A 20202-nucleotide genomic window follows, 5' to 3' on the forward strand; every position below is an offset into this window, starting at 1 on the left:
TCATGAAAATCAAAACGCTTCTCATCGCCAATCGCGGCGAAATAGCCTGCCGGATCGCGCGCACCGCGCGGGCCAGTGGCATTACCCCTGTCGGCGTGCATTCCCAGGCCGACGCCAATGCCCTTCATGTCCGCGAGATCGGTCACTCCGTCTGCATCGGTGCCGGCCCTGCTGCGGAAAGCTATCTGAATATCGCCGCTGTGATTGCCGCCGCAAGGTCGGTCGGCGCGGATGCAATCCATCCCGGCTACGGCTTTCTGGCCGAGAACCCTGATTTCGTCCGCGCGGTCGAGGCCGCCGGCATGATCTTCATGGGGCCGACGCCGGAAACGCTCGAAAGTTTCGGTGACAAGGCCAGCGCCAAGGAGGCCGCCGTGGCCGCCGGCGTCCCGGTGATCTCGGGCGCGGAAGGCGCGCGGTCCGATCCGCAGGAAATCGCAGACGTGGTGCGCGAAATGTGCCTGCCCGTCCTGCTCAAGGCGATCGGCGGCGGTGGCGGACGTGGTCAACGTCTGGTGACCGACGAGACCACGCTTGTCGAAGACATCGAAGGCGCGCTACGCGAGGCAAAATCCACCTTTGGCTCCGAAGGGCTTTTGCTGGAAAAGTTCCTGCCCGAGGCGCGCCATGTCGAAGTGCAGATCGCCGGCGACGGCAAGGGGCATGTGGTGCACCTCTTCGAGCGTGACTGCACGCTTCAGCGCCGTCACCAGAAGGTTATCGAAGAAGCCCCGGCCTGGGGCCTGCCCCGCACGCTGTTGGACCAAATTGCGCAGGATGCGGTGCGTCTGGGCGAGACGCTCGATTATCGCGGCCTCGGCACGGTGGAATTTCTGGTCGCGGGCGAGGACTACTTCTTTCTTGAGGTGAACCCCCGCATTCAGGTCGAGCACCCCGTCACCGAGGTGATCACCGGCCTGGACCTCGTTGCGCTGCATCTGCGCATTGCCGAAGGCGTGGGCCTTGGCCTGGTGCAGGAGGATCTAAAGATCAGCGGCCACGCGGTCGAGGCGCGTCTCTATGCCGAAGACCCCGCGATGCAGTTCGCCCCCTCGACCGGCACTTTGACCACGCTCAGCCTGCCGGGTGGTCTGCGCATTGACAGCGGCGTCGAAGAAGGCGACGTGGTCACGCCCTATTACGATCCCATGATCGCCAAGCTGATCGTTCACGCGCCCGACCGGGAAACCGCGCTGGCGCGGCTGGCCACGGCGCTGGATCACGTCGCGGTGGAGGGGGTGCAAACCAACCGCGCCTTTCTAACCGCGCTGGCGCGCAATCCTGAATTCGAGCGGATGCAGGTTCACACACGCTGGATCGACGGCAGGCTTGACGCGCTGACACAGGCAGGCCCCCTTGCCCGCCCCGAGTTATGGAAGGCCGCTGCCGCCATCCTTTTCGTGGCCACGTCGCGCCGCGATACCGATGCCGACCCCTGGACCAACCGCGACACCTTCACCGGCTGGCGGCTTGGACTGGGGGGCGATCAAATCGAAGCGGGACAGCCTGTGACGCTGACCGATTCCGCCGGGGCCTCCGAGGAGTTGCTGGTCGGACCCGTCAAGCACGGAGACCGATACACCGTCCTGGCGGAAAACCGCGACGCGGCGACCCTGTCGGTGCGTGAAACCACGCCGGGCCGCTGGCGTGTGAGCGAGGGTGACACGGTCCACCTCATCGACGCGCGGCTTCATGCGGGCGTGATCGAGCTGGACACGCCCGAGGGCCGCCTGATCTTCCATCCGGCCGCGCCTCTGGATTACGCCGGCGGCGATGCTGCGGCGGACCGTGCCGTGGCCTCTCCGCTGACCGGGATGATCGTCGAGATCAAGGTGACCGAGGGTCAGCCCGTCACCGAAGGCGACGTGATTGCGGTCATGGAATCGATGAAACTTGAGATCTCGATCCGCGCGGCCGCGACCGGGATCAGCAGCAACATATCCGTCTCGAACGGAGACATGGTCGATCGCGGCCAGGTCATCGCCGAGATCCTGCCACCCGAGGAGTGATGAGATGAACGACTTTCCCAAATTCGTCGAGTTTCGCGAAGAAGGCCCGCGCGAGGGCTTCCAGATCGAAAAGAAGATCTATCCGATCGAGGAGCGGATCGAACTGATCGACATGCTCAGCGAGACCGGATTGAAACGCATTCAGGTCGGCAGCTTCGTCAGCCCGAAATACGTGCCGCAAATGGCCGACACCGGTGAACTGTTCCAGCGCATCAAGCGCAAGCCCGGCGTCAACTACACGTCGCTCTGGCTGAACGACAAGGGCTTTCGCAAGGCGCTGACGGCGCATGAGGTCGATATCGACCCGCGCCTGCTGTTCTACCCCTCCGAGGCCTTTGCGCAATCCAACAACAATTGTTCCTCCGCCGAAATGCGCGAGAAACAGCGCGAATGGGTCCGGCTTTACAAGGAAGAAGGTTACACCGTGGACGCCGCCTATGTGATGACGGCCTTCGGCTGCAATTTCGAAGGCCCCATCCCGCAAGAGCGCATCCTGGACGATTTCCGCTTCATCCTGCAACTTTGCGAGGAAGAGGAGATTCCGGTGCCGATCCTCGTGGTCGCCGACACGATGGGCTGGGGCAACCCGGAGGCGGTCAAGCGGATGATCGGCGCGCTGCGCGACCTGGCACCAGAGGCCCGCGTAGGCATGCACATTCACGACACGCGCGGGCTGGGCATCGCCAATGTCCATGCTGCCCTGTCAATGGGCGTGGACATGTTCGAAAGTTCGGTCGCCGGACTTGGCGGCTGTCCTTTCGCGGGCCACGGCCACGCGCGCGCCGCCGGCAATGTCTGCACCGAGGACGCCGTGTTCCTGTGTCACGAGTTGGGCATCGAGACCGGCATCGATCTGGACAAGCTGATCGCGGCGGCCCTCAAGGCGGAAGAGATCATCGGCGCGCCGCTCATGGGTCGCGTCATGCACACAGGCGGGCTCGACAAGTACCGCAAGGCAAGCTGAGGGAGGATGAAGATGGCAAAGGCACTTGATGGAAAGGTGGTTCTGGTCACCGGCGCGGGCGGCGGAATCGGTCGCGATATCGCGCTGATGGCCGCGTCCGAAGGCGCCGCCGTGGTGGTTAACGATCTGGGCGCATCGCTGAAGGGCACCGGCCAGACTGAGACCGCAGCGCAGAAGGTGGTCGAGGAAATCAGAGCCGCTGGCGGCGATGCGATTGCCGATGGCGGCAGCGTCACCGATCCCGACGCCGCGCGCGCGATGATCGAGGCCGGGGTGAAGGAGTTCGGTCGCATCGACGCCGTGGTAAACAACGCCGGCATCCTGCGCGACTGCTTCTTCCACAAGATGTCTTTCGAGGATTTCGACGCGGTGGTGAAGGTCCATCTTTACGGCGCCTTCAACACCAGCCGCGCCGCCGCCGACCATTTCCGCGAACAGGAAAGCGGCGCGCTGGTGCACATGACCTCGACCTCGGGGCTGATCGGCAATTTCGCCCAGGCGAATTACTCCGCCGCCAAGCTGGGCATCGCCGCCTTCTCGAAATCGGTGGCGCTCGACCTCAAGCGCTGGAACGTGCGGTCGAACTGCATCGCGCCCTTCGCCTGGAGCCGGATGATCTCGTCGATCAAGACCGACACGCCGGAACAGCAGGCCCGCGTCGAGAAGATCAAGGAGATGACCCCGGCCAAGGTCGCGCCAATGGCCTGTTTCCTGATGAGCGACCGCGCGGCGGATGTGTCGGGGCAGATCTTCGCGGTGCGCAAGAACGAGATTTTCCTGTTCAACCAGCCCCGCCCGCTGCGTTCCGTCCACTCCGGCGAGGGCTGGACCGCCGATGAAATCGCCGAGCGCGCCATTCCCGCGCTCAAGTCGCAATTCACACCGCTCGAAGTTTCGGCGGATGTCTTTTCCTGGGATCCGGTCTGATGGCCAAGCGCAAGAAGAAAATCAGCTCCGACATCGGCTGGAGCACCCCCGACAAGATCAGCGTACGCGGGCTCGACCTGCCCAACGAGATACTGGGGCACATGAACCTCGGCGATCTTGCCTTTCTGCAACTGACGGGCCGCAAGGCCACGCCCGAGGAAAGCCATGTCTTCAACGCCATCATCATCACCCTGGTCGAACATGGCATCACGCCGTCGGCCCTGGCCGCGCGGATGACCTATATGGGCGCGCCGGAATCGCTTCAGGCGGCTGTCGCGGCCGGGCTTTGCGGGCTGGGCACGGTGTTTGTCGGCTCGATGGAAGGCGCGTCGAAGATGCTCTACGAAGCGCTTCCCGAGGACAAGCTGGGCACCGGCGCCGATCTGGACGCCATCGCGCTAGAGACGGTCGAGAAGTGCCGCGCCGGAAAGGCCATCGTGCCCGGCCTGGGCCATCCGGTGCACAAGCCGGTCGATCCGCGCGCCCCGCGCCTGTTCGAAATCGCGGCCGAGAATGGCAAGTCCGGTGAATACATCGCACTGATCCAGAAGATCCAGGCCGTCGCCGAGGAAAAGTCGGGCAAGATGCTGCCGATCAACGCCACCGGCGCCATCGGCGCGATCTGCTGCGAGTTCGGCTTTCCCTGGAAGATCGTGCGCGGTTTTGGCGTCATGGCGCGCGCCATCGGGCTGGTCGGTCATATCCTCGAGGAAAGCGAGAACCCGATTTCCTATGAACTGTGGCAGCGCACCGAAGAGGAAATCCTCGAAACCTCCGGCCCCGGAGCGGCATGAGCGATGCAGACATCCGCACCCGACACCCATAACGATCTGCGCGACGCGCTGCGTGCGCTTTGCGCGCAGTTCCCGCCGGAGTATCATCGCAAGTTCGGCGAGGATGAAACCTATCCCGAAGAGTTCGTCGATGCGCTGACCCGCGAAGGCTGGCTAGCGGCGATGATCCCCGAGGAATATGGCGGTTCGGGCCTTGGCCTGACCGAGGCCTCGATCATCATGGAAGAGGCAAATCGCTGTGGCGCAAATGCCGGTCACTTCCACGGTCAAATGTATAACATGGGCACGCTTTTGCGGCACGGCTCGGACGAACAGAAGCAGAAATATCTGCCCGGCATCGCCAGTGGCGCCTTGCGCCTGCAATCCATGGCCGTGACCGAACCGACGACCGGAACGGACACCACCAAGCTCAAGACCACGGGGGTCAAGAAGGGCGACCGTTACATGATCAACGGTCAGAAGGTCTGGATCAGCCGTATCCAGCATTCGGACCTGATGATCCTGCTGGCGCGCACCACGCCGCTGAAAGAGGTCAAGAAGAAATCCCAGGGCTTGTCCATCTTCATGGTCGATCTGAAAGAGGCCATCGGCAATGGCATGGAAATCCGCCCCATCGCCAACATGCCCGGCCACGAGACCAACGAAGTGTTCTTCGACAACCTCGAAATCCCCGCCGAGAATCTGATTGGCACCGAGGGGAGCGGTTTCTATCATATCCTTGACGGTCTGAACGCCGAGCGGACGCTGATCGCGGCGGAATGTATCGGCGACGGCTATTGGTTCGTGGACAAGGCCCGCGCCTATGCCGGTGAGCGCATCGTTTTCGACCGCCCCATCGGGCAGAATCAGGGTGTGCAGTTTCCCATCGCCAAGGCCTTCGTGAATGTCGAGGCCGCCAACCTGATGCGCTTCGAGGCCTGCAAGCGCTATGATGCGGGGCAGGATTGCGGGGCCCAGGCGAATATGGCCAAGCTTCTGGCGTCCGAGGCCAGTTGGGAAGCGGCAAATGCCTGTATCCAGACCCACGGTGGCTTTGGTTTCGCGCGCGAATACGACGTCGAGCGCAAGTTCCGCGAGGCGCGGCTGTATCAGGTGGCTCCGATCTCGACCAACCTGATCCTGTCTTATGTCGGCGAGCATATCCTGGGTATGCCGCGATCTTTCTGAGGAGCGACCGTGATACAAGTCGATCTTGAGTCGCTCAAGCCTTGGCTGGGACGGACCGAGACCAGGGAAGACATCCTGACGCCAGGCCTGATCGACAGGTTCCGTGCCACGTTCGGCGCGCATCTTTGGGACGGGGCGGGCGATGTCCCGCTGGGGATCCATTGGTGTCTGACGCTTTATGCCGCGCCAGGTTCCTCTCTCTCGGAGGATGGCCATGCCGCACGGGGCGGGTTTCTGCCGCCTGTCCCGCTCCCCGCCCGGATGTGGGCCGGTGGCGACCTCACGTATTTCGCGCCGCTCGCGGTCGGGCAAACCGTCACTCGCCGTTCGACAATCGGGGACATAACGCCCAAGCAAGGCCGCAGTGGAGCGTTGGTCTTTGTTGTCGTAAATCACGAGTATTCGAATGGCAATAAGGTCTGCATTCGGGAAAAGCAGACCATTGTTTATCGGGACATCACCCGATCCCAATCTGAAATGCGCACGCCCGTCGCGCCGGACCCGACGGCGTTCAGATCGCGCCTTACCCCGGATTCGGTGCTGTTGTTTCGCTATTCGGCGCTGACGTTCAACGCACATCGCATCCACTATGACCACATCTACGCGACCGAGGCCGAAGCCTATCCTGGGCTTGTCGTGCATGGCCCCTTGCAGGCGACGCTGCTTTTAAATCTTGCGGCAGATGCCTTGAACGAGACCCCTCATGGATTTTCCTTCCGGGGCCTCGCTCCGTTGACGCTGCCCTGCGAGATGCAGCTGAACTGCCGCCAAGATGGTGCCACGGGGACAGTCTGGTGTCAGGACGAAACCGGCCTGTGCTGTTTTTCCGCCGACTACTCTGCGACCTGAATATTTCTGTGAGGGCACGGGAGTCAGTTGTTGATTTATTTTTCTAACGTGTGTTAGTTTCAGAGAAGGGCCTGGAAAAAAGGGGCCAGGCAAATTCTGTGAAGATCGCGGGGAGGAGCGTTGATGCGGGGAGACCTCGACGTCAATCGGGTGGCAGTCCGTGCCGCGGTGATTGACCGCACAGCATGCCAAGACCAGGCATGGATCACGTCATGACCACAGCTTCAGGATTGGCGCCGCTGGCGGTTCGTGGCGCGACATTGAAATTCGGCGGTGTGACTGCGCTCGACGATGTGAGCATCACCGTGAATGACGACGAATTGCTTGCGATCATAGGCCCGAACGGTGCCGGGAAAACGTCTCTTCTGAACGTTACCGCAGGGTTTTATCGCCCGCAGAAGGGACGTGTCGAACTGTCCGGCAAGAACGTCACGGGACTGCGTGTCGACCAGATCGCCCGACGAGGTCTGGCGCGTACCTTTCAGGGCACCCATCTGTTCGCCGGGCAGACCGTGGTGGAAAACATCATGATCGGCCGACACATGCTGATGAAATCGAATGTGATTCAGGCCTTTTTCCAGTTTGGCCCTGTGATGCGCGAAGAGTCGGAGCATCGCGAAGCGGCAGAGGAAATCATTGATTTTCTGGAAATCGAGGCGATCCGGAGCAGGCCCGTGGGCACATTGGGCTACGGGTTGCGCAAGCGGGTCGATCTGGGGCGGGCGCTGGCGCAGGAACCGTCGATCCTGCTGATGGACGAGCCGATGGCTGGCATGAACTCGGAAGAGAAGGAAGACCTGGCGCGCTTCGTTCTCGATGTGCGCGAGGCGCGCAAGATGCCGGTGGTTCTGGTGGAGCACGACATGGGCGTTGTGATGGATCTTGCCGACCGGATCGTGGTGCTGGATTTCGGGAGGGTGATCGCCGAAGGCACGCCCGAGGAAATCCAGAAAAACCCGGCTGTGATCAAGGCATATCTGGGGTAGCGGAATGGTCAAACAACGAACAGCAATGGTCTATTCCGACTCGGCCGTCACGCAGAGCGAAACCCTGCCCCAGGTCTTGCTGGCGCGCGCGCTTTCGGAGCCCGACGCGCTTGCCCAGCGCCACAAGCGCCTTGGTATCTGGCGCGAATTCACCTGGGCCGATGTGCTTGACAAGGTCCGGGCTCTGGCGCTCGGGCTGGAGGGCAAAGGCCTGAAAGCCGGCGACTCCGTGATGATGATTGGAGAGAACGAGCCCGAGCATTTCTGGTCCGAATACGCAGTACAGTCACTGGGCGGGAAGGTCCTGTCTGTCTATCCCGATCAGACCGCTGAGGAAATTCTCTATCTGGCAGAAGATTCCCAGACTCGGGTATTTCTGGCGCAGGATCAGGAACAGGTCGATAAATGCATCGAGATCGCGGATCGGTTCCAGGGCGCGCTGGCTATCGTTTACTGGGACAGTTCGGGTCTGTGGGGCTATGATCACCCGCTGTTGCATTCCTTCGAAAGCTTGATCGAGGCGGGGCGTCGAATACACGCTGAAAACCCCTCCCGGTTCGAAGATTATGTGAAACGTGGTCGTGCCGGAGACACGGCTTTGCTGTCCTACACGTCCGGGACCACCGGAAAACCCAAGGGCGTCGTCATCAGCCATCGCTATCTGTTCGACAACTGCTCGCGGGTGATGGGCGCGATCAAAATCGCGCCTGGCACGGAATACCTGACCTATATTTCACCGGCCTGGGTGACCGAACAGATCTTCGGCCTGTCGATCGGGCTGATCGGGCCGATGGTCGTGAACTTTCCCGAAGGTCCCGAGGAAGTGCTGGACAACATCCGCGAACTGGCGGTTGACGCCTTGGTGTTCAGCCCGCGCCAGTGGGAAAATCTCGCCTCCATCGTTCAGGCCCGGATGCTGGGGGCCGGCAAGATCCGCAAGGCGATGTACAACTGGGGTATGAAGGTCGGCCGCGGCGTCTATGTCGAACGGCTGGAAGGGCGCAAGCCAAGCCTTGCCGCGCGCCTGCAACTCCCCTTTGCCGAGGCGCTGGTCCTGCATCACCTGCGCGACAATCTCGGACTCGGCAAGGCCAGGAACGCCCTGAGCGGCGGTGCCCTGATGGCGCCGGATGTCTTTCGCATGTTCCACGCGATGGGCGTCAAGCTGCGCAACGTTTACGGGGCCACCGAGATCGGGCTTCTGACCGCCCATGTAGGTGAAAGCTATCAGCTTGAAACAAGCGGCAGCTGGATGCAAAGCAACCCCGCCTATGGCGACCCGCTTGAATACCGGGTTTCGCCGGAAGGGGAACTTCAGGTCCGCGGCGGATCGGGTTTCGGCGGCTATCACGGCAAAGCCGAAAAGACCTCCGAGGCGCTGACCGAAGACGGCTGGTACGCAACCGGCGACGCTGTTTCGATGACCGACGACGGAGAGCTCGTGTTCTTCGATCGGGTCAAGGACATGCGCCAACTGGCAAACGGGCACAGCTACCCGCCGCAGTTCATCGAGACGCGGCTGCGCTATAGCCCCTTCATCAAGGATCTCATGACCCTGGGCGACGAAACCCGGGACTTTGTCAGCGCGCTGATCAATATCGACATGGAAGTTCTCGGCCGTTGGGCGGAAGAGAACAAGATCAGTTTCTCGACCTATACCGATCTGTCGCAAAAGCCCGAGATTCTCGAACTCATCAAGGACGAAGTGGCACGCATCAATGCGCTTCTGCCCGAGGGTTCGCGCGTGGCGCGGTTTGCGAACTTTCCAAAGGAACTCGACCCGGACGAAGGCGAGCTGACCCGCAGCCGGAAACTCAGGCGCGCCTTTCTGGAAGAACGATATGCGAAACTTGTCGAGGCGATTTATGCCGGCAATGACAAGACCGACCTTGAAATCGCCGTGACCTATCAGGATGGCCGCCAGGGCGTGCTCAAGGCCACGGTTCATGTATCGGATGTTGAAAACGCATCGAAGGCTGCCAACAGGCAGTCCAAAACTTGAAGGAGGCCGGCGACAATGGTTTATTTCATCAATGACATCATAACCGGGGCTTTGATCGGCCTGCTCTACGCATTGGTCGCCATGGGGTTCGTCGTGATCTACCGGGCCAGTAAGGTCTTCAATTTCGCGCAGGGCGAGCTCGTCATTATCGGCGGTTTTATCGTCTGGTTCACGACCATGCAGCTCGGACTCAGCCTGTGGTTGTCGGTACCGCTGTCGCTGGTTCTGGCCGGTTTGGTGGGTTATGCGATCGAGCGGATTTTCCTGACGAAGCTGATCGGTGAATCGGTGTTTTCGATGGTCATGGTCACGATTGGCCTGCTGATCCTGTTGCGCGGGGTTGTACTGCTGCTGTTTGGCCCGGCCGTCCGACCCTTCCCGATCATTTTCCCGCTCAAGCCGCTGTTCCTCGGCGATATGCTGATCCCGATGAACCTGCTGATTGGCGGCATCATCACCATTGTCGCCGCCGTCGGCCTGTCGTGGTTCTTCAACCGGACCCGGTCCGGCTTGCGAATGACCGCAGTGGCAGAGGATCATGTTGTCGCTTCCTCGATGGGGATTTCCGTGACGGGCTCGATTGCCTTCGCCTGGGTGCTCGGTGCGATCCTGTCCACCATCGGCGCGATGATCTTTCTCAGCGGCAAGTCGCTGACCTTCCTGGCCTCGGACATCGGGTTTGCGGCGCTGCCGGTGGCGCTGTTTGCCGGGTTGGAGTCTATCGGCGGGCTGATTCTGGCCGGGGTGATCATCGGCGTCGCCCAGAGCCTGACCACCAACTACCTTGATCCGCTGATCGGCGGCTCTCTGGGCAGTGTCGTGCCTTACATCATCATGCTTGCCATTTTGCTGATCCGTCCCACGGGTCTGTTCGGCTGGCGCACAATCGAGCGGGTGTAAACCATGGATCCTTCCGGCATTTTCCCGACAAGCTATCGCGCCGACAGACGCATTGTCCGTACCCGCTGGCAACTGCTGGCGCTTGCCTTGTTCGCCGTTTTCATACTGCTGGCGCCCTATATGTTCAGCGGGCGCACTATTGCGGTGCTGAACATGATGATGATCAGTGCGGTCATCGCCGTCGGGCTTCAGATTTGCACAGGCTATGCCGGGCAGATCAATCTCGGCCAAGCCGCGTTTATGGGGGTCGGTGCCTATACCGCCTCCATTCTGGCCTCGAAAACCGGCCTTACATTATTGCTGACGATACCGCTGGCCGGGTGCTCGGCGGCGTTGTTCGGGTTTCTCTTTGGCCTGACTGCGGCACGGATCAAGGGGTTCTACCTGGCCCTGACTACCATCGCGGCCCAGTTCATCTTTCACTTTGCGGTCCTGAACCTGCCATCGGCCTGGATGGGTGGGTCAAACGGCATCACAGTTCCCCCTGCGGAACTTTTCGGACTGCGCATTGTCGGCGAAACAGCGCAATTTTACATGAATCTCGTGGTTACTTCGATCATGATCGCCGGCGCTTTCGGGATCGTGCGGTCGCGTTTTGGCCGTGCCTTCGTGGCCGTCAGGGACGATGACGTGGCGGCGGGGATCATGGGGATTAATGTCGCGGCGACCAAGGCAAATGCCTTCCTGATCGGCGCTTTCTATGCCGGTGTCGGTGGGGCGCTTTGGGCCTATCTGATCCGCTTTGTCGGCGTGGATCAATTCACCCTCTTTCACTCGATCTTTTTCGTGGCAATGATCATCGTCGGCGGAATGGGGTCAATCGTGGGCGCTTTGGTCGGTGTCTTCGTCATCCGTATCATTCAGGAAATCATCGCCACGGTCGGCCCCTATATCGCCGACTCGGTCTCCTTTCTGGGAGGCGACATCGTGTTCGCCGGCATGAATGTCATTCTCGGCGGCGTGATCGCCTTGTTCATGATCCTTGAACCCAAGGGGCTGATGCACCGCTGGAATATCCTGAAATCATCTTACCGTATCTGGCCGTTCCCCTACTGATAAACAGGGCGGCTTTCAACCTGGGAGGAAAAAACTATGACCTACAAGGCAAGACACGGGCTCCGCAGCCTGCTGGCAGCCGGTGCCCTAGCAGTCACGGCAGCCATGCCGCTCAAGGCGCAGGCGGAAACGACATACAATCTGGCTCTGCTTTCGGACTTTTCGGGCCCGTATGCCGATATCATGCCAATTCTGGCGGCAAGCCGGGAAGCCATTTTCGACTGGTGGAATGAAACCAGCGGCCAGGGCCATGGCGTGACACTGAACTACAAGAACTACGAAACCCGCTATGACGCGGCACAGGTCGCGAGCCTTTGGCCGGGGATCAAATCGGAACTGGACCCGATTGCTGTTGTCGGCCTTGGCGGACCGGACGTTGCCGCCCTGTCCGAACGCCTTCCGGAAGACAAGATCCCGATGTTCATGGCGACAGCCGCATACGGCTATGCCTGGCAGCCCGATGCCTGGATTTTCAATCCGCGTCCGACCTATTCGCACGAGAGCGCGGGCTTCCTGAGCTGGATGCGCGAACAGCGGGGCGGAGACGAACCGCTCAAGGTTGCGATCCTGGCCTCCGAAGCATCGCCTGCCTATGTCGACATGGCAAAAGGTCTCGAACTTTATGCCGAGGAGCATCCGGACGAACTCGACCTGGTCGAGGTCATCTATACCGAAGTGCAACCGACCGATCTGACAGCGCAAATGCGCCGCGTCGCGCGGGCCGGAGCCGAGGCTTTGGTCATCCAGACAAACACCTCGATCGTGGTTGCGGCGAAACGTGGATTGCAGGCCAACGGCGCCGACATCCCGATCATGATGAGTTCGCATAACGGGCTGCCCGCCTCCGGCGGTGCGCTTGGCGGACTCGAGCAGCTCGAAGGCGATTACGAAGCCTACGGTATGGCCGTTGCGGCCGACCAGGAAACTCCCGCGCGGCAATTCTATGAAACACTGGTTACGAATTATGGCCTCGAAGCGCCGTGGAACGTCGTCACCGCGATGGGCATTTCCCAAGGTCTGTACACCGTGGCCGTGATCGAGCACGCGATCAAGGAGTACGGCGCCGATGGTCTGACCGGCGAGAAGGTGCGCGAGGCGCTCTTTGCCGAGCCTATCACCACCGAGGAAACGCACGGGTTCCTGCCGACCCTGACGTTCACCCCCGAAGCGCCCTTCCCTCTGGAGGGTCTCAAGGTGAATGTCGGCACCGTCAGGGACGGCAAGATCGCCATCGAAGCAACCGGTGTCGATGTTCCCGACGTTCAAAAGTGGTGAACACAACCGGGCGCCGCAATTGCGGCGCCCGTCCAGATCCTTAGCTCCGGGCGCAGTACCATGCTGGAACTCAACAACGTAGAAGTGACCTATTCCGACGTCATCCTGGCGCTCAAAGGCGTGTCGATGTCTGTCCAGGCCGGTCAATGTGTTGCGCTGCTTGGCGGCAATGGCGCGGGAAAAAGCACGACGCTCAAAGCCATTTCCGGGACGCTGAAGTCCGAAGACGGAACCGTTTCGGCGGGGTCCATCATGCTGAACGGCACCTCGATTCAGAACATGGAAGCCTCGAACGTGGTCAAGAACGGTCTGATCCATGTGATGGAAGGTCGGCGCGTTTTGCGGCATCTCACCTCTGAGCAGAATCTGATCGTCGGCGGGCATATGGTGTCCAACTCCACCGAGCTGAAAAGCCGGCTGGATCATGTCTATACACTAATGCCGCGCCTGACCGAGCTGCGCAGCCGCACCGCCGGCTTCATGTCCGGCGGCGAACAGCAATTGCTTCTGATCGGCCGGGCCATGATGGCGAACCCTAAAATCATCGCCATCGACGAACCGTCTCTGGGGCTCGCCCCGATGATGATCCGGGATGTCTACGAGGTGCTCAAGCGACTCAAATCGGAAGGCACGACGTTCTTCCTTGTCGAACAGAACAGCGCCGCTGCGCTGTCGATCGCGGATTATGCCTATGTGATGGAGAACGGGCGTATCGTGATGGACGGCGCGGCCGACAAGCTCGCCGATAACGAGGACATCAAGGAATTCTATCTCGGTGTCACCGCCTCCGGTGAACGCAAAAGCTATCGCGAGATCAAACACTATCGGCGCCGCAAAAGGTGGCTGGGATAGAAAAGGAAAGACAATGAGTGAACTGCTCGACATCAAGGGCCGCACCGCATTTGTAACCGGGGCCGGGCAAGGCGTGGGCCGTCAGGTTGCGCTGTATCTGGCCCAGCACGGCGCGGGCGCCGTTGTGGTCAACGATTTCCACGCCGAGCGCGCCGAAAGCGTCGCCGCGGAAGTGAAAGCGGCGGGCGCAAAGGCGCTTCCGCTCGCTTTCGACGTGTCCGATTTCGAAGCGGTCGGCGCGGCCTTTGCCAAGGCACAGGAAACCTTCGGCAGCGTGGATATCCTCGTCAACAACGCGGGCAACGCTGGTCCGACGTCGCGGCTTGACGATCTTGTTCCGTTCTGGGAATCCGACCCCGCCGAATGGCGCCGCTGGATGGACACCAATTTCGACGGTGTGCTGAATTGCACCCGCCACGCCATGCCGCTGATGGTCAAGGGCGGCTATGGGCGTATCGTGACGGTCATCTCGGACGCGGGCCGCGTGGGCGAGCCGCATCTGGCGGTGTACTCCGGTGCCAAGGCCGGTGCGGCGGGTTTCATGCGCGCCATTGCAAAGGCAGGTGGCCGGTTCGGGATCACCGCGAATTGCGTCGCCCTGGGCGGCACGAGAACTCCGGCGGTCGCCGATTTGATCCCCGATGCGGAAACCGAGAAGCGGGCGCTGTCGCAATATGTGATTCGACGGCTGGGCGAGCCGGAAGACCCGGCTGGCATGATCCTGTTTCTCTGCTCGGATGCCGCCAGCTGGATCACCGGACAGACCTATCCGGTGAATGGCGGGTATTCCTTTGCCTGCTAGAGCCAAATGCGGAGGGTGGCCATCAATCGGAGCCGCCCGCAAATACGCTTTCATTGTCGGCGCCGATCTCCGGCGGCAGGCCCGAAATCTCGGAGTCAAAATCGTCGAACTTCAGCGGCTGGACCAGGAAAGTCTCTGTCTTGCCGCTGTCATGCGCGATGGTGCGCAACAACCGGCGGGCGCGCACATGCGGGTCCTCCAGCGTTTCGACCAACGAATTGAGCGGTCCCCAAGGCACGCCCGCCTTGTCGAACAGATCGCCCCAGTCGGCGCGCGACTTGCTGACCAGCACCGCCGCAATCTCTTCGCGCAGCGCGTCCTTTTGCGCCACACGATCGCGGCCTTTCAACCCGACAAGGTCCGGCTTGCCGATCACTCCGCAGAACGGCTTCCAGAACCAGTCCTCATGCGCGATGGACAGCGTCATCAGCTTGCCGTCCTTGCAGGTGAAAACGCCATAGGCCGGTTCGGAGATGAACTCGCCGAGCGGCGTACCATTGGCCGCCGGAACGAGGAAGGCCGTGAGCATGGAGACCACCGCGTCCGACATCGAGACGTCCACGTACCGCCCCTGCCCCGTGCGCTGGCTGGAAACGACCGCCGACAGAATCGCGATGGCCGCAAACAGCGCCGCGCCAATATCCGCGAGGGGAATGGCGGGCAACTGTCCGGGGCGTCCGGCGTCCGCCTGATCGGCCAGCAGGCCACTGACGCCTTCATAACTCAGATCGTGCCCCGCCCTGTCGCGATAAGGCCCGTCCTGCCCGTATCCCGAGATCGACACGTAAACGAGGCGCGGATTGACCCTGCGCATGTCCTCGAAGCCGATGCCGAGCGCCGCGAGTTTGCCGGGGCGGAACCCTTCGACAATGACATCGGCACTTTTCGCCAAATCGCGAAACCGCGCCGGCCCCTCGGCGGATTTCAGGTCGAGCGCCACGCTGCGCTTGCCGCGGTTCAGGGCGCTAAACAGGGGCGGAAACTGACGGGCCGGATCGCCGACACCCGGTCGTTCGATCATGATCACCTCAGCCCCCATGTCCGACAGCAGCATCGTCGCATAGGGACCGGGGAATTGTTCGGCGAGGCTGAGGATTTTCAGGTCGGCCAGGGGTGCAGTGCTCATATCGGGCTCCATGTCTCGTTTTTCCCGCGTGCGGGTCCCGTCCATAGCAACTCGATCCGTCGGAAAAAGCAAGCCGAAGTTGAAAATTATTATTGTTCTTCAGGAGGATAGCATGACTGAAGCACCAAAAACCCTGTCCGTCGAACGGGTGGAGAGAACCGAATGGATCACCTTCCAGCGGACCGACCAGTTGAACGCCATGTCGATGCAGATGCTGCGCGAGATGACCGCTGCACTGGAATCGGCAATTGCCGACGACGCGGTGCGCGCCATCGTCCTGACCGGCTCGGGGCGGGCGTTCTGCGCCGGTGCGGACCTCAAGGAGGTGGTCGGTGCCAAGCACGAACCCGGCGAACCCGACCTTCTCGATCTCGTCGAACACACCTTCGGGCTGATGCGTCACGGTCCCAAGCCAGTGATCGCCGCCGTGAACGGGCTGGCCATGGCGGGCGGTCTGGAAATGGTGATGGCCTGCGATCTGGTCTTTGCCGCCGAAAGCGCGCAACTGGGTGATGCTCACTCCAATTTCGGCGTCTTTCCGGGCGCGGGGGGCGCGGCGATCCTGCCACGGCGGGTCGGGCTGAACCGCGCGAAATACCTGTTATTCTCGGGCGAGAACATTTCGGCCCAGGACATGATGGACTGGGGGTTGGTGAACAAGGTCGTGCCGGACGCAGAGTTGCGCGACGCCGTGCAGGCCTTCACCGACCGGCTGGCCGACAAAAGCCCGACCGTGCTGCGCCGCATGAAGGCCGTCGCGAACCGGTCGCTGAACGTGGACGAAGCCGCCGCCCTGGCCGAAGAGATGCTGAACCTGCGCGCGCATATGCGTTCCTGGGACATGCGCGAAGGGCTGGCGGCTTTCAATGAAAAGCGCAAACCGCGGTTTCGCGGCTACTGAATAGGGAGACTGCAAGATGCAGGATATCTACGTTGTTGGCGTCGGGATGACGCGGTTCGGGAAATACCGGAACAAATCCATCAAGGACATGACAGGCGAGGCCGTCGCCGCCGCACTGACCGATGCCGGGCTGACCTCTGATCGCATCGACGGCGCGTTCTTCTCGAACGCCGTGCAGGGCCATATGGAAGGCCAGCACATGATCCGGGGCGAAATCGCGCTGCGCGGGATGGGCATTCAGGGCATTCCGGTGGTCAATGTCGAAAATGCCTGTGCCAGCGCCTCGACCGGGTTCAAGCTGGCGGTGGATTTCCTCAAGGCGGGCAACGGCGATTTCTGCCTGGCCGCAGGCGCCGAGAAAATGTATTCCGACGACCGCGTGCTGATGTTCTCGGCCTTCGACAGCGGCTGGGACGTCAGCAACGTCGAGGAGGTCGCGCAGCGTCTGGCCGATCTGGGCGCAGGGGTCGAGGAAGCCGAAGGGTCGAAATCGCCCAAACCCTATAGCGTGTTCATGGATGTCTATGCAGGCTTCGCGCGGCTCCACATGAAGACCTTCGGCACCACGCAGGAACAGTTCGCCGCCGTTTCTGCCAAGAACCACGCGCATTCGGCGCATAATCCACTGGCGCAATACCGCGATGCGATGACCATCGAACAGGTTCTGCACGCGCCGCCCATCACCTACCCGCTGACCCTGCCGATGTGCGCGCCGATCTCCGATGGCGCGGCGGCAGCGGTGCTCTGCACTGGTGAGGGGCTGAAGCGGCTGGGGCTCGTTCCCGCCCGAGCGATCAAGGTCAAGGCCGCGATCCTGCGTTCCGGCACCGACCGTCCGCCGGAAGACTACGAAAATCACCTGACCCGCCTTGCCGCGCTTCAGGCCTATGAACAGGCCGGGCTTGGCCCCAAGGATATGTCGGTGGCGGAAGTGCACGACGCCACCGCCGTGGGCGAGGTGATTCAGATCGAAAACCTCGGCTTTGTCGAATTCGGCGAAGGCGGCCCGGCCAGCCTGCGCGGTGAAACCAAAATCGGCGGACGGATCCCGGTGAACCCCTCGGGCGGGCTGGAATCCAAGGGACACCCGGTCGGTGCCACCGGGATCGGCCAGGTTTTTGAACTGGTCACGCAGCTGCGCGGCGAGGCTGGCGCACGCCAGGTTGACGGCGCGCAAAACGCCATTGCCGAAAACGGCGGCGGCCTGCACGGCGTCGAGGAAGCCGTCGCTTGCGTCACCATTCTGGGCCGCTGAAACAAGGAAAAGAAAATGGAAAATGTGATCGCCGCCGCTCAGGCAATTTATACAGAAGAGCAAAGCATGTTGCTGGAAAACTTCCGCAAGATGGCCGAGGCGGAGTTCGCGCCGCTGGCCGAGAAATACGAGGATCTCGGGCACCCGCCCGATGCGGAAACGCTGAAATCCCTGTTCGCCAAGGTCGAGGAATTCGGGCTGATCAGCGGCCTGATTCCCGAAGAGGACGGCGGCACCGGGATCGACCGGATGACCTATGGCATCCTCTACGAGGAACTGGCTCGCATCTGGGCCGATCTGGCGATTGCGGTGCTGATCCAGGGTCACGCCGTATTCGCGGTCAACCTTCTGGGCGACGCCGCGCAAAAAGAAGCCTATCTGAAGCCGCTCCTGCGCAGCGAGCGCATTTGCGCCACCTGCATTTCCGAGCCGGAAGTCGGCTCGAACGTGCGCGAGGTCAAGACCCGCGCGGAACGCAAGGGGGGCAAAATTTTCGTCACCGGACAGAAGCTCTGGATTTCTAATGGGGCGCAGTCGGACTTTGCCATCGTGGTCTGCAATCTGGACGACGGGATTTCCATGGTCATCGTCGACCGCGACACCGGCGGTTATGAAAGCCGCGAGTTGCGCAAGATGGGGCTTGTCGGTGCCTCGACCTGCGAATTGTTCTTTGATCAGGCCGAAACCACGGAGGCGCATGTTCTGGGCAACTCCGGCGGCGGACTGTTCCAGACCTTGAAGCTGTTTGAAAGCGCGCGAGTATTTGTTGGCCTGACCAGCATCGGCATCGCCCAGGCGGCGCTGGAATGTGCGGTCGAATATGCGCAGGAACGCGAGCAGCATGGCAAGCCGATTGGCGGGCATCAGTTGATCCAGGGCTATCTGGCCGACATGGCCACCCATCTCGATGCCGGGCGGCTTTTGTGCCAGCGCGGGCTGCAACTTCTGGATCTGGGCGTGCGCTGCGACACCCAGACCTCGATGGCAAAATGGTATGCGACCGAGATGGCCGTCGAAATCGCCGGCAAAGCGGTGCAAATCCACGGCGGCAACGGCATCACCAAGGAGTTCCCCGTTGAACGGCACTTCCGCAATGCGAAGGTCATGCCGATCCCGGATGGCACCACCGAAATTCAGAAGCTGGTGATCGGGCGAAACCTGACCGGGTTGAACGCGTTCTGAAAAGGGCCTTGGCCGCCCCACCGTCGGCGCTCGTCAGCGTCGAGGGTGGGCACGACTAGGCGGAATCGCGATACGGGCGAAGGGTCAGTAGGACTTGGGCATCCCCAGTGCCTTTTCGGCCACGTAGGAGAGGATCAGCTCCTCGCTGACCGGTGCGATGAAGTTCAGCACGCTTTCGCGGAAGTAGCGCTCGACGTGGTATTCCTGCGCGAAGCCAAAGCCGCCATGGGTGCGCACCGCCCGGAACGCCGCTTCGTAGGCTACCGAGCCTGCGAGGTTGCGCGCGGTATTGGCCTCCAGCCCACAGGGCCTGCCCTGATCGTAAAGCGCGGCGGCTTTGTAGGTCATCAGTTCCACCGCCTGAAGGCGCATCCAGACCGAAGCCAACGGGTGCTGGATCGCCTGGTTCTGACCGATCGGACGGCCGAAGACGACACGTTCGCGCGCATAGGCCGCCGCCTTCTCCAGAACATGCATCCCGAACCCGACCGCAGCCGCGGCGACAATAATCCGCTCGGCGTTCAGCCCGTGCAGCAGAACCTTGAAACCCTCCCTTCTGCTCCGATCTGATTTTCCTCCGGAACCTCCAGCCCGTCAATGAAGATGGCGTTGGAATCGACTGCCTTGCGTCCCATCTCAGCAATTTCATGCACGTCGATCTTGCTGCGGTCGAAATCTGTGTAGAATACCGACATGCCGTCGGTCGGTCGCTTGCATTCCTCGATCGGCTGGTCCTGGTAACCAACAGGATGTGATCTGCGCGCTGTGCCGTCGAGGTCCAGACCTTGCGCCCGTTGACCACATATCCCCCGCCTTCGCGGCGGCGCGCGAAGGTGGAGATATATGTGGTGTCAAGGCCCGCGTCCGGTTCAGTCACGCCGAAGCAGGAGCGGTGCTCGCCCCGGATCAGAGGCGGCTGCATCCGGGCCTTTTGCTCGTCGGTGCCGAAGCCAACCACCGGTTGCAGCCCGAAGATATTGATATGCACCGAGGAACCGGCCGCCGCGCCGTAGCGACCGATCTCCTGCATGACCAACGACGCCTCGGTAATGCCCAGGCCCGAGTGTAGATATGCCGTTACTCGCGGGACATTTCCTTTAATCTCCCAGGTTTGGGAAGAAGGAGATGTTCATGACGAAGGATCAACGCGAGATT

At 61.5% G+C, this 20202-nt stretch carries 19 protein-coding genes and 1 pseudogene; 16 read left to right on the forward strand and 4 right to left on the reverse strand.

Going from position 1 to position 20202, the window contains the following annotated elements; all coding sequences use genetic code 11:
• Nucleotides 1-2: 2 nt before the first annotated feature.
• The 13 genes from G568_RS0113090 to G568_RS0113150 all read left to right on the forward strand — a co-directional run bounded on the left by G568_RS0113090 (nucleotide 3) and on the right by G568_RS0113150 (nucleotide 14583).
• Nucleotides 3-2009 (forward strand): acetyl/propionyl/methylcrotonyl-CoA carboxylase subunit alpha, encoded by a 2007-nt coding sequence (locus G568_RS0113090; RefSeq protein WP_026758465.1) that lies wholly within the window; start codon nucleotides 3-5, stop codon nucleotides 2007-2009.
• 4 nt (nucleotides 2010-2013) lie between these two features.
• The gene (locus tag G568_RS0113095; RefSeq protein ID WP_026758466.1) at nucleotides 2014-2973 is read left to right on the forward strand and encodes a hydroxymethylglutaryl-CoA lyase; all 960 of its coding nucleotides are present in this window, start codon (nucleotides 2014-2016) and stop codon (nucleotides 2971-2973) included.
• Nucleotides 2974-2985: 12 nt separating this feature from the next.
• The gene (locus tag G568_RS0113100) at nucleotides 2986-3900 is read left to right on the forward strand and encodes an SDR family NAD(P)-dependent oxidoreductase (RefSeq protein WP_026758467.1); all 915 of its coding nucleotides are present in this window, start codon (nucleotides 2986-2988) and stop codon (nucleotides 3898-3900) included.
• Nucleotides 3900-4694, forward strand: coding sequence for a citryl-CoA lyase (locus G568_RS0113105; RefSeq protein WP_037374137.1), 795 nt, complete (start codon nucleotides 3900-3902; stop codon nucleotides 4692-4694). Before G568_RS0113100 ends, G568_RS0113105 begins: the two co-directional genes overlap by 1 nt.
• 3 nt (nucleotides 4695-4697) lie before the next feature.
• Nucleotides 4698-5861, forward strand: coding sequence for an acyl-CoA dehydrogenase family protein (locus G568_RS0113110; protein WP_026758469.1), 1164 nt, complete (start codon nucleotides 4698-4700; stop codon nucleotides 5859-5861).
• A gap of 9 nt (nucleotides 5862-5870) precedes the next feature.
• Nucleotides 5871-6710, forward strand: coding sequence for an HTD2 family dehydratase (locus G568_RS0113115; protein WP_026758470.1), 840 nt, complete (start codon nucleotides 5871-5873; stop codon nucleotides 6708-6710).
• A 212-nt stretch (nucleotides 6711-6922) separates the two neighbouring features.
• Nucleotides 6923-7696 carry an ABC transporter ATP-binding protein gene (locus tag G568_RS0113120; protein ID WP_026758471.1) on the forward strand — a complete coding sequence of 258 codons (774 nt, stop codon included), beginning with the start codon at nucleotides 6923-6925 and terminating at the stop codon, nucleotides 7694-7696.
• A 25-nt stretch (nucleotides 7697-7721) separates the two neighbouring features.
• On the forward strand, nucleotides 7722-9698 hold the full coding sequence (locus G568_RS0113125) for an AMP-binding protein (RefSeq protein WP_026758472.1): 1977 nt from the start codon (nucleotides 7722-7724) through the stop codon (nucleotides 9696-9698).
• 51 nt (nucleotides 9699-9749) lie between these two features.
• The gene (locus tag G568_RS0113130) at nucleotides 9750-10598 is read left to right on the forward strand and encodes a branched-chain amino acid ABC transporter permease (protein WP_245582944.1); all 849 of its coding nucleotides are present in this window, start codon (nucleotides 9750-9752) and stop codon (nucleotides 10596-10598) included.
• 3 nt (nucleotides 10599-10601) lie between these two features.
• Nucleotides 10602-11654 carry a branched-chain amino acid ABC transporter permease gene (locus G568_RS0113135; protein WP_026758474.1) on the forward strand — a complete coding sequence of 351 codons (1053 nt, stop codon included), beginning with the start codon at nucleotides 10602-10604 and terminating at the stop codon, nucleotides 11652-11654.
• 36 nt (nucleotides 11655-11690) lie between these two features.
• Nucleotides 11691-12929 (forward strand): ABC transporter substrate-binding protein, encoded by a 1239-nt coding sequence (locus G568_RS0113140; protein ID WP_026758475.1) that lies wholly within the window; start codon nucleotides 11691-11693, stop codon nucleotides 12927-12929.
• A 60-nt stretch (nucleotides 12930-12989) separates the two neighbouring features.
• Entirely contained in the window at nucleotides 12990-13781 is a 792-nt protein-coding gene (locus G568_RS0113145; RefSeq protein WP_026758476.1) for an ABC transporter ATP-binding protein, read from the forward strand.
• Between the two features lie 13 nt (nucleotides 13782-13794).
• Nucleotides 13795-14583: an SDR family NAD(P)-dependent oxidoreductase gene (locus G568_RS0113150; protein ID WP_026758477.1), complete on the forward strand. Its 789-nt coding sequence runs from the start codon at nucleotides 13795-13797 to the stop codon at nucleotides 14581-14583.
• Nucleotides 14584-14605: 22 nt separating this feature from the next.
• Here G568_RS0113150 and G568_RS0113155 read toward each other — a convergent pair whose 3' ends face one another.
• Complete coding sequence (locus tag G568_RS0113155) at nucleotides 14606-15709, reverse strand: CaiB/BaiF CoA transferase family protein (RefSeq protein ID WP_037374153.1); 1104 nt, start codon at nucleotides 15707-15709, stop codon at nucleotides 14606-14608.
• A gap of 112 nt (nucleotides 15710-15821) precedes the next feature.
• Here G568_RS0113155 and G568_RS0113160 point away from each other — a divergent pair, with 112 nt between their 5' ends.
• From G568_RS0113160 to G568_RS0113170, 3 genes are read left to right on the forward strand one after another with little or no spacing between them, the layout of a single operon-like run.
• Nucleotides 15822-16610, forward strand: a complete 789-nt coding sequence (locus G568_RS0113160; RefSeq protein WP_051202993.1) for an enoyl-CoA hydratase/isomerase family protein — start codon at nucleotides 15822-15824, stop codon at nucleotides 16608-16610.
• A 16-nt stretch (nucleotides 16611-16626) separates the two neighbouring features.
• Nucleotides 16627-17865: a thiolase family protein gene (locus G568_RS0113165; protein ID WP_026758480.1), complete on the forward strand. Its 1239-nt coding sequence runs from the start codon at nucleotides 16627-16629 to the stop codon at nucleotides 17863-17865.
• Nucleotides 17866-17880: 15 nt separating this feature from the next.
• Nucleotides 17881-19047 (forward strand): acyl-CoA dehydrogenase family protein, encoded by a 1167-nt coding sequence (locus G568_RS0113170; RefSeq protein ID WP_037374144.1) that lies wholly within the window; start codon nucleotides 17881-17883, stop codon nucleotides 19045-19047.
• Between the two features lie 84 nt (nucleotides 19048-19131).
• Here G568_RS0113170 and G568_RS20700 read toward each other — a convergent pair whose 3' ends face one another.
• The 3 genes and pseudogenes from G568_RS20700 to G568_RS20710 form a co-directional block, all read right to left on the reverse strand.
• On the reverse strand, nucleotides 19132-19584 hold the full coding sequence (locus G568_RS20700; protein ID WP_342664621.1) for an acyl-CoA dehydrogenase family protein: 453 nt from the start codon (nucleotides 19582-19584) through the stop codon (nucleotides 19132-19134).
• Nucleotides 19569-19742 (reverse strand): hypothetical protein, encoded by a 174-nt coding sequence (locus G568_RS20705; RefSeq protein ID WP_245582946.1) that lies wholly within the window; start codon nucleotides 19740-19742, stop codon nucleotides 19569-19571. Before G568_RS20705 ends, G568_RS20700 begins: the two co-directional genes overlap by 16 nt.
• Before the next feature lie 89 nt (nucleotides 19743-19831).
• Nucleotides 19832-20077: pseudogene (locus G568_RS20710) on the reverse strand (acyl-CoA dehydrogenase family protein); the annotation flags it as partial.
• Between the last annotated feature and the right edge of the window lie 125 nt (nucleotides 20078-20202).

The sequence above is a fragment of the Sediminimonas qiaohouensis DSM 21189 genome (assembly GCF_000423645.1).
Taxonomy (GTDB): domain Bacteria; phylum Pseudomonadota; class Alphaproteobacteria; order Rhodobacterales; family Rhodobacteraceae; genus Sediminimonas; species Sediminimonas qiaohouensis.

Coding starts and splice junctions, on each gene's coding strand:
- G568_RS0113095 (WP_026758466.1), top strand. CDS start 2,014: ATGAACGACTTTCCCAAATTCGTCGAGTTTCGCGAAGAAGGCCCGCGC.
- G568_RS0113105 (WP_037374137.1), top strand. CDS start 3,900: ATGGCCAAGCGCAAGAAGAAAATCAGCTCCGACATCGGCTGGAGCACC.
- G568_RS0113125 (WP_026758472.1), top strand. CDS start 7,722: ATGGTCTATTCCGACTCGGCCGTCACGCAGAGCGAAACCCTGCCCCAG.
- G568_RS0113160 (WP_051202993.1), top strand. CDS start 15,822: ATGACTGAAGCACCAAAAACCCTGTCCGTCGAACGGGTGGAGAGAACC.
- G568_RS0113110 (WP_026758469.1), top strand. CDS start 4,698: ATGCAGACATCCGCACCCGACACCCATAACGATCTGCGCGACGCGCTG.
- G568_RS0113140 (WP_026758475.1), top strand. CDS start 11,691: ATGACCTACAAGGCAAGACACGGGCTCCGCAGCCTGCTGGCAGCCGGT.
- G568_RS0113165 (WP_026758480.1), top strand. CDS start 16,627: ATGCAGGATATCTACGTTGTTGGCGTCGGGATGACGCGGTTCGGGAAA.
- G568_RS0113155 (WP_037374153.1), bottom strand. CDS start 15,709: ATGAGCACTGCACCCCTGGCCGACCTGAAAATCCTCAGCCTCGCCGAA.
- G568_RS0113145 (WP_026758476.1), top strand. CDS start 12,990: ATGCTGGAACTCAACAACGTAGAAGTGACCTATTCCGACGTCATCCTG.
- G568_RS0113090 (WP_026758465.1), top strand. CDS start 3: ATGAAAATCAAAACGCTTCTCATCGCCAATCGCGGCGAAATAGCCTGC.
- G568_RS20705 (WP_245582946.1), bottom strand. CDS start 19,742: ATGTCGGTATTCTACACAGATTTCGACCGCAGCAAGATCGACGTGCAT.
- G568_RS0113120 (WP_026758471.1), top strand. CDS start 6,923: ATGACCACAGCTTCAGGATTGGCGCCGCTGGCGGTTCGTGGCGCGACA.
- G568_RS0113100 (WP_026758467.1), top strand. CDS start 2,986: ATGGCAAAGGCACTTGATGGAAAGGTGGTTCTGGTCACCGGCGCGGGC.
- G568_RS0113150 (WP_026758477.1), top strand. CDS start 13,795: ATGAGTGAACTGCTCGACATCAAGGGCCGCACCGCATTTGTAACCGGG.
- G568_RS0113170 (WP_037374144.1), top strand. CDS start 17,881: ATGGAAAATGTGATCGCCGCCGCTCAGGCAATTTATACAGAAGAGCAA.
- G568_RS0113135 (WP_026758474.1), top strand. CDS start 10,602: ATGGATCCTTCCGGCATTTTCCCGACAAGCTATCGCGCCGACAGACGC.